This window comes from Geobacillus sp. LYN3 (assembly GCF_003064505.1).
GTDB lineage: Bacteria > Bacillota > Bacilli > Bacillales > Anoxybacillaceae > Parageobacillus_B > Parageobacillus_B toebii.
Window position 1 is genome coordinate 708,128 of sequence record NZ_QCWL01000001.1, and the last position, 1,796, is coordinate 709,923.

At 39.6% G+C, this 1,796-nt stretch carries 1 protein-coding gene and 1 pseudogene; both read right to left on the minus strand.

Annotation, left to right across the window (positions count from 1 at the left end; translation table 11 throughout):
• Positions 1 to 81: 81 nt before the first annotated feature.
• Positions 82 to 747, minus strand: a pseudogene (locus DCC82_RS03730) (cation:proton antiporter); the annotation flags it as partial.
• A gap of 9 nt (positions 748 to 756) precedes the next feature.
• Entirely contained in the window at positions 757 to 1,251 is a 495-nt protein-coding gene (locus DCC82_RS03735) for a cation:proton antiporter regulatory subunit (protein WP_012748983.1), read from the minus strand.
• Between the last annotated feature and the right edge of the window lie 545 nt (positions 1,252 to 1,796).

Genomic DNA, 1,796 nt, shown 5'->3' on the forward strand with positions numbered 1-1,796 from the left:
GGTATTTTACTGGCTTACTCGCTTGTTGTTCTTGGGCTAGTTGAGCGTTAAGACTCAACTAGCACCACGGGTGATGATAAATATTTCATCGGATTTGATATTTAACCATTTGTTCAGTAGAGGGGCACCTTTTCGAGCGATGATAAAAAATAGCAACATATAAGCGACAGATGTGAAAACAGATAGGCTGATTCCAAAAAGGGAGGTGGAGCCAGCTAGCAAAACACCTGACATCGTCGTCAAAAATAAGGCAAGGAAGATATCATCAAAAAGGATCATCCCTAAAATGAGCTCTGTTTCAGGATTGGCCGTCCTCTTTAAATCGACAAGCACTTTAGCCACGATGGCACTTGATGATACACTGAGGAGCCCGGCAATCAGAAGCGTTTCCATCCATGGCATTCCGACGGCCTTGCCGTAAAGCAATCCTAAAACAAAGTTCATTATGACATAGATGGTGCCACCAACTACAATGTTTTTTCCGGACTTAATCAGTTTGCCGACAGAAAATTCAAGCCCCAAATAAAACAGCAAAAAAAGTACCCCGATCCTCCCTAAAAACTGGATAATTTCATTACTTTCAATAAAGGTGAGGTCAATAATCCTAATCGTGGGGGCATGAGGACCAACCAGCATGCCGATAATGATCAAAAACGGGATAATGGAGAAGTTTAATTTATTGGCAATGATGGATCCAATAGCAACTAAAACGAGCGCTGTTCCCACTTCCAATACTAAGTCGTTCATTTATCTACATCACTCCTTATTTGATAGTAGCTGATTAATGATCTCCTTTATTTGTTGTCTTTCTCCAGACATGACCAATGTATCCCCGGCTTCAATCAATGTATTGGGACCCGGATTATGAGATTTTCGGGAATGTTTCTTTTTGATAGCGATAACGGTGATACCGAAGCGGTTCCGAATATCAAGATCTCCAATTTTTTTATTTACAGCAGGGGCGTTCGGTTCTACTTGAAACCACTCGATAATTAGATCGTCAAAGGCGAATTCAACCGTTTCGAGTGCTTTCGGTTTGTATGCCATTCCTCCAATGATCCCCGCAATTTGCCTCGCTTCTTGGTCGCTTAGCGTCACACTGCTAACGACTTCATCATAATCCTCTGCGTCAAAGTGATAAATTTCTCTTCGTCCATCGTCATGAATCACGATGACAAGTTTATCTTTGTTTCGCGTAATAATTTCAAATTTGTACCCAATTCCTGGAAGTTCAATTTCTCGAATATTCATGGTCAAAGATTCCTCCTTATGGATTGTTTATTTGTTTTTGAAGCACCATTTGGATTATGGCACCTAATAAACCCTAATATTACCAAATGTGAGCAACAATAAACTTTCTACGACCTTTTTTAGATTTGGTCATCGAAGGAATAGAAGTGTCGATGATGAGTAGTTTGCTTATAGAGGAAGCAGTCGAAAATTTTTTTAGATAAAAATACCATTTTTGTTTATATCCTGAATCCGTGATAAAGACGCGTTCAAACTGCCAAGAAAACTTGATCAATCAACAAATATTGCACTCGGGCTTCTTCACCTAATAGGTGAACATTCGGAATTGAGTTGATACTTTGGCATGATTGGGTTTTCCAACATTTTTGATACACTTCTGTCACGGATTCAGGTTATATCTAATTCTTACAACAAATGGTCCCTTTCCTGTTATCTATTTGGGTTATAGTTATTATAACAGTAAAAAAGGTTCTTTTCACGAGAACATCCGCCGGAAGCCCACTGCTTTAGCTGTGGGAGGAAGGCGGGGTTTATATTTTCAGTAT

Coding starts and splice junctions, on each gene's coding strand:
- DCC82_RS03735 (WP_012748983.1), bottom strand. CDS start 1,251: ATGAATATTCGAGAAATTGAACTTCCAGGAATTGGGTACAAATTTGAA.